The sequence below is a fragment of the Candidatus Cloacimonadota bacterium genome (genome assembly GCA_011372345.1).
Classification (GTDB): Bacteria; Cloacimonadota; Cloacimonadia; order Cloacimonadales; family TCS61; genus DRTC01.
Genome location: DRTC01000079.1, coordinates 1 through 7,879, shown reverse-complemented (window position 1 = coordinate 7,879; position 7,879 = coordinate 1). Strand labels below are relative to the sequence as shown.

The following is a 7,879-nucleotide window of genomic DNA, read 5'->3' as shown; positions in this document are numbered from 1 at the left end:
CACGAGGATCACGAGTGTAGCTTATGCGATCAATGCCGGAGATGTGAAAGGAAACGATATTCATCCGGAAAGCGTTAATATTGATGGATATGGTGAAGTGATCAATTCGTCAGGAGAATGGACTGGTGAAGCGATTCCAACCAGTGGTGACAATCTTGGAGATCATACAGCAACACAAGACCTCGATATGGATAGCAACAAGATAGTGAACCTTTCAACTCCCACTGCCGATAATGATGCAGCCACAAAAGCATATGTCGATTCTACCGGAGGAGATAATCTCGGAGATCATACCGCAACCCAGAATATTGATTTGAACGGTCATTTTCTTTCTGGTGATGGCGGGATTGAAATTGATGAAGCAAGCGATGATGGTGTATATGTTTACCATGCAGGAAGTCCTACGAACCAACTTATAAGCAGTGTAAAAAACGGATTTGAGGTAGCCGGTACCGAGGGTTATGGCCTTTATGTAGGTCACGCTGATTATACAGCTATTCGGGTGGTAAGTACCGATGGAGCTGGAGCTGCAATTAGCAATACAGGAACAAGTGGTATAAAAGTAAGTAATGCCGGGACTGATGGCTTCATAGTTGAAACTGCTGGTGATAATCTGTTTCAGGGAGGGGAAGACGGAAGCGAAGTATTTGAAGTTTCCAATTCTGGTGATGTTACAGCTACATCCTTTACAGGTGATGGCTCTGGTTTAACCGGAGTTTCGGGAGACAATCTCGGAAATCATACAGCAACCCAAAATATAGAATTGGACGGGAACTGGCTTTCCAATGATGGTGGAAGTGAAGGTGTATTTGTTGCCACCGACGGAGATGTTGGAATCGGAACATCGAGTCCGGGAGCAGTATTGGATGTAACCGGATCAGGAACTTATGGACTTAGAGTAACTGAAACAGGTGGTGCTGATTCAGAGCTTGCTTTTGAACAATATGGAGACCTGACTCTGAAGTATGGAAGCAATGAATTTATAAGGCTTGGTTCGGATGGTGGTCCAGCAAGAAATTTAGAACTCAAAGATACCGGAACTACAACTGTTAAAATTCGCAGTGATGATGGAGATAGTTATTTTAATGCTGGAGATGTCTGTATTGGAACTACTTCCGGTCCCGAAGACTTCAATGTTCAAGGCTCATCTGTTTTCTCCGATGATATCTACTTACGAGACGGAAGCGTTTCGAGTGGTGACTATCTGGTTAGAATTTGGGATAATACCGATCAAGGATTAATTGATGTTTACGATAACAATACGGTTAAAACAAGAATTTACGGTGCGGGAAACAGTTATTTCAACGGAGGTAATCTCGGTATCGGAACAGCATCACCCTCGGAAGAACTGGAAGTAAATGGCAAAGTAAAAGTGGAAGACGGCTTGATAATTGATGATGCAAGTAGTAGAGCGATTGATATTGATAACGCTACAAGCGATGGAGTTTATGTTTATAATGCCGGTTCATCCTTAACAAGTCATACTTCAAGTGTGGGAAACAACGGATTTGAAGTTGCAGGAGCTCAAGCTTACGGACTTTATGTTGGTCGTGCCGATGATTCCGGAGTTTATATTAATTCAACTGCTGCTCAGGGAATTGAAATTGACGAAGCAGGATATGAAGGGATTCTAATAAATTCTGTTGGGAATGCTTACTCACCTTTAGGAACCGGAGTAAAGGTAACTACAGCTACTCAAGACGGTTTTTATATCGGTTCAGCCGGAGATGATGGGTTCGTCGTTAATGATGCGACCGGTCAGGGATTCTATGTAAACGATTGTGAAGATGGTCTTGTTGTAAATGACGCAACCGATGAAGGGATTAGTATTACTCACGCGGATGATAAAGGAGTTTATTCAAATACAGATGTTACTAACGGTTATGGTTTTTATACTTATGATAGATGTTATGCCAGTGGTGGTTATTATCCGGGAAGGTTGGGAACATTCGGCAGGAATGATGGTTCGAGCACTTTAGAACCCGGAGATATTGTCTGCATTTCCGGCGGATATGAAGAAAATGTTCTCGGAGAAGATAGTGCTCCTGTTATAAAGATCACCAAAGCTACAAAAGATAATTCGGATGCAATCTTCGGCGTTGTGGAATACAAGGTTTATGTACGAGAACAAAAAGAAGAACAGGATGATGGGACTATCGATGTTCAAAAAAGTTTCCGATCAACAGATGGAAATGCGATGGCTGGGGATTATGTTTCCATCATTGTATTTGGAACAGCAGATGTGAAAGTGGAAAGCAGTGTGAATTCCGGTGAAAACCTGACTGTTGGAGATAATGCTGCCCGCAAAGTTCAAACAACCGAGATCAATGGAATAACTGTTGCCGAAAACACGGGAATAATTGGTAAAGCACTTGAAGATTCCAATGGAAGAGGAACAATTAAAGTATTCGTTAATTGTAAGTAAATAGGGGGATGTCATGAAAAAGAAAAGACAAATTCCTCACAGAACCAGAAAAAAGGAAAATGAAATTATTTACTTTATGGTAATATTTCTTTTATTCCAGTTTTCATTTATCGCAGCGACGAATCCTTCCAGTACTAATTATACATTGCGTCAAAGTGGTTTTGTATCGGGAAACGACACCGGAGATAAACCTGAATCAAGCAATTACACTCTTTCGGGAAGTGCGTTTGGTGCGATTTCCGGAGAGGATGCTTCCAGCACGAATTACGGAGTTATTCCCGGCTATTATCTGGGACCGATAGAGTTCGGGATATTACCACCGGAAAATGTAACGATTTCCATCGTCGGAACAGATGTTGTTCTGAATTGGGATGCTGTCGCTAATGCGGATTCCTACAGTGTATTTTATTCCGATGATCCGCATAAAGAAGCTTCACTCTGGGATCTCAAACAATCGGGAATAACCGGAACAAGCTGGAGCGAAGCGATACCGGGTGATAAACTATTCTATTATGTTACTGCTGTGAATGGTAGTAGAAATTATGAAAGTAAATAGATGACAAAACCTTCAAGGTTTTCAAAACCTTGAAGGTTTTATTTTGTGAATATCGGACAGCAATCCTGCTGATGATCCAAACTCAACTAAATTCACAGACCTTGCGGATTCAATCTTCTAAAATCCGCAACGGTCTGGGAATAAAAAAATAAAAAACTTTACAAAGAAAATAGCAGTGAAATAATTTGTCTGTTGGATTTAACTCCACGCAAAAAAATTGCCTGAAGTTAAATTCAAAAAACTGAAATCTGTGAATTTAAACTTGATGTAGATTTTGTTTTTGATTTTCATTTTCATTTTGAATTAAGACATTCCTTACTGAAAAATATTTTTTCTGATTTGATTCTGTTTTTGATTTTCCTGATCCTTGAATAATTTTTTGTAACGAGTCAAAAGGAGAAAAAATTGGAAACTCAAAAAATTCTCATACTCGATGATGAAACCAAGGTTTGCGAAGAATTAAGCGAATACCTGGTGCGAAAGAAGTATCAAGTTTATTCTGCCGAAAAACCTTCCTCCGCATTTCAAATCCTGAATCATAATAACATCGACATCCTTTTCCTCGATTTTGCCCTGCCGGAAATGGATGGTCTGCAATTCCTGAAAAAAGTAAAAGAACAATTCCCTGAAATCAATGTGATCATGATCTCCGGCACTGGAGATCACAATTTGGCTGACAAATCCAAAAAAAACGGCGCAGCAGAATTTTTAAGTAAACCATTCCTGCATTATGAAGTGCAGAAGGCGATTGATTTAATCAAAAACTAAAAAAATTAGGAGGAAAAATGAGAAGAATTGTTTTTTTAATGATTTTATTCATTACAGTTAGTATGCTATTAGTAGCACAAAACAAAGAATTACTTGAAGAAGAAACGACAGTTATCACAAGAAATCCGGATCCAATTAGATTTCCGGAAATTACTTACGAGGAATATCGAGCAAAGCATCCGCTTTCGGTTCAATCCTTTCATCAAGAGATAAATTATATTTCCAATGATGAAAGAGATAACGATAATTTTCTGATCATAGTTGATCCAACAATTCAGACTTCCATTTCATCTGCTCTTGCTACATATCAAAGCGACCTTTTGAATGAAAGTCTGAACTCATTTCTGGTTGCTTTCAGTGGAACATCAGCGGAAGATGTGAAGACCATAATAAGTAGTTATTTCTCTTCTGATAATATTGTCGGTTCCATTTTGATTGGAGATATTCCTTCTGCCTGGTATGAATATGAAAAACATGATTCTCTCGGAGTACCAACCGGTGAATGGTCAGAGTTTCCAATCGATCTTTTCTATGCTGATATGGATGGAACCTGGTCAGATTCGGATTCTGACGGAATGTACGATGTCCACACCGGAAATGTACATCCCGATATTTGGGTGGGAAGAATCAAAGCCGACAATTTGTTCATTTCCAATAAAACAGAAGTTGAAATGATTAATGATTATTTTAATAGAAATCATCTTTTTCGTAACGGAATGCTTACCATGCCGGGAACTGCTTTAGCCTATGTGGACGATGATTGGAGTTCAAATGGCAATTATTATCAGAGCTCATTAGAATACATTTATCCAAATCCTAACACAGAATTAATTAATGAATCACAAGCTACAAATGGAGTTGATTACATGGACAACAGGTTGCCTGCGAACTATGAATTTATTCAAGTTATGGTTCATAGTAGTCCTATTCATCATGGCTTTAAGGCAGTTGACGGACCGGATACTACCTGGACAAATGTTATGAATAGTGATCTTGTAAATATCCAACCCAACGCTTATTTTTACAATCTTTTTGCCTGCAGTAATTGTCGCTATGAAAATGATAACTGCATGGGAAATATATATTTGTTGGATAACGATTACTGTTTGAATGTTATCGGCACCACCAAAACCGGAAGTATGCTCTATTTCGCTGATTTTTATGAACCGCTTTCTCTGGATAATACTTTTGGACAGTCACTTGTCGAATGGTGGGCACTTCATGTTGATTCTCCAACACCAACTTATTCTCAAGTTCACTGGTTTTATGGAAATCTAATCTTGGGTGATCCTACTCTCAGAATAGACTATTACAATCCCAATATTTCACTCTGGACCGGAAATGTTTCAGGAGGTTGGGATATTAGTGGTAATTGGTATAATGGAAATGTTCCAAATGACACTAAAGATGTGATAATTCCAGCAGGAACACCTAATGATCCGTGGATCATTGCAGCCAACGCAGATTGTCAAAATCTTACTATCGAATCAGGAGCAACTCTGACTATTCACGGCAGAACTCTCGAAGTCGAAGAAGATGTCGAAATTTATGGAGAACTGGTAATGGACGATAACTCCAGCGTTTTAACTGTAAATGATGATCTTCGTTGGATGACTGATTCAACTGCTGATATTTCCGCAACTGGTGCAGTCATCAATGTTTACGATACTTTTGAATTCAAATCTGCATCAAATGCCGAATTGGAAAACGGAACTGTTTACATCAAAGGAACAACCAACAGCAGTATTGTTTCCCGAAATACTTCTTGTTCCATAGAGAATTTATATCTGGATAAATCTTCTTATGCTAATGTTTATATCGGTTCGGAATTTTCCCAGAAATTAAGAATTCTTGGTGATTTGACTATCGGCTCATATTCAACCTTAAGAAATTTCTATGATAACAACGACCTGACTTTAATGGGTGATTTAACTTCTTATGGACATATGTTCCTAGATCATGCCACTGTCGATTTTTGGGGATCAGATCAGCAGATAAATTTGAATAGCAACGACTACTTCAATGATATTGAACTGATTGGAAATATAATCCTATATGACAATATCATCATCAAAGGTGAACTCGATTTCCATACGGGAGAAATGGATGCTAATGGTTATGATATTTTTATGGAAGGTGACTGGCTCATCAACTACTATTATCCTTCAAGTTTCACTGCTGGTTCAGGAACTGTAACTTTCAACGGAACCGGAGACCAGATCTGCAACGGCGGGAATTTTAATGTACTGAAATTATATAAATCTTCCGGAGAACTGATCATCCAGAATGCCGGCAGATCTATGGTGCAGTGCAATTCATATGATTGGACTCAAGGGATTTTAACCATCGATGGTGGAAATATGACTATCCTCGATCTGGCTGATAATGGATTTTACGGAACAACACAGGTATTAAGCGGAACTTTGAACATCTTTCAGGATGTAAGCCAGTATGTCGATTTGAATGGTTCTCTGATCATTTATGATGGAGAAGTAAATGTTCACGGCGGAGATGATACCAGTTATTGGCCCTATTCCGAAGATGCTTATCTTTATATGGAAGGAGGTACACTCGACTTTACAGAGCATAGCATCTACATCAATACTTCACATGCATTTTCTCATGTCATTTCCGGCGGAATAATCAAAGCAACCGGAGATTTTACCATCGAAAGACACGATTTTCATCCAACCGGAGGAAGAGTAGAACTTTACGGACCGGATGCAGCCAGCGTTAATCTCGACTGGGGAAATTATTTCCATATTTTGGAAATCGATAAAGAATCTTCTCGTTCAGGAAAAGAGAATGCAATGAAAATTTCTGCTTCCAAAAACAAAAAGAAATCTATACTTAGACCTGACTCTCCTGTTTATGAAAATTCACGCACGAATTCCGTAACAGTCCAATCCGACATGGAAATTCATAACAATCTATATATAAATAATGGAACTTTTATTATGGATGGTCATACTGTCGAAGTTCTGCAAGATGTCTGGATTTACGGAACTCTGGAAATGACGAACTCACTCGATCATCTCGATGTTTCCGATGATGTAAAATGGAAAAACGGTTCTTCCGATATTGTAACAGCAGGTGAGATTGCCCTGGGAGGAAATTGGGAATTTGAAGGTGGAACAACTGCCTATCTCGGAGTTGGAAATACTGTTCGTTTTGATGGTTCCGGAACTTCCGAAATAACAATTGGTGAATTTGATAATGCTGGTTTCGGAACTGTTATTCTGGATAAAACTTCCGGTTTAACTGAACAAAGCACATACTATTCTGCTTATTTGAAAATAAACGGAGATTTAACTTTGAACGAAAATGATGTGTTTAATGCGTACAGAGTCCAAACTGCCGGAGAATTATTTATGGATCCAGGTTCGGAATTGAATATGAGCAGCGGTGATTTCGATGTTTTATCCGATGTAAACTGTGATGGACATCTAAACCTGGAAGGAGGATATTTTACAGCAAGTGATGCTTTCACTCTAACCGGAATTCTGACCATAGACGGTGGGAACTGTAAACTCAACAGACCATACACCGGAAATTATATGAGTTTTGCCGGAGTCCTGAATATTTTGGATGGATATCTGGAAATAACATTCGATGGAATCCAGTTCGCAACCGGAGCAACTCCCAATATGACGAACGGTTTTATCAGGGTCGGTGGGAATTTCCGGGCAACTCAATCAAACGCATTCCAACCAACCGGCGGCACAATCGAATTTATGAGCACGGAATGGTCAACTATCGAATGTAATAACGGCAACTATTTTCATAATCTCGAAGTCGATAAAGTTTATGCGACCAGAGGTTGCTTCCTGGCTGATGATGTGATAATCAATAATGATCTGACCCTTTCGACCGGAAAACTGCAAGGTTCAGGATATGAAATAACTGTAAATAATGATGTAACAATTCATTCATCCGGAGTTCTCGATCCTGACGATGAACTTTTAAAAGTCGGCAGATGGTGGACCAATAATCGCGGTTCCGTTGGATTTGTAGAAGGAAACGGAACTGTAGAATTATTTGGTTCGCTGGAGGGAGAGATCAAAACTGATGAAACATTCTATAACCTGAAAATCAACAAAACTACCGGAGATATGTATTACACGGAAATT

General features: G+C 39.1%; 3 protein-coding genes. All 3 read left to right on the top strand.

The window, feature by feature from the left end:
• Positions 1–2,438: 2,438 nt before the first annotated feature.
• Positions 2,439–2,981 (top strand): hypothetical protein, encoded by a 543-nt coding sequence (locus ENL20_01465; GenBank protein HHE37226.1) that lies wholly within the window; start codon positions 2,439–2,441, stop codon positions 2,979–2,981.
• A gap of 405 nt (positions 2,982–3,386) precedes the next feature.
• Complete coding sequence (locus ENL20_01460) at positions 3,387–3,749, top strand: response regulator (protein HHE37225.1); 363 nt, start codon at positions 3,387–3,389, stop codon at positions 3,747–3,749.
• Positions 3,750–3,766: 17 nt separating this feature from the next.
• On the top strand, positions 3,767–7,879 hold a 4,113-nt coding region (locus ENL20_01455), incomplete at its 3' end, for a hypothetical protein (GenBank protein HHE37224.1).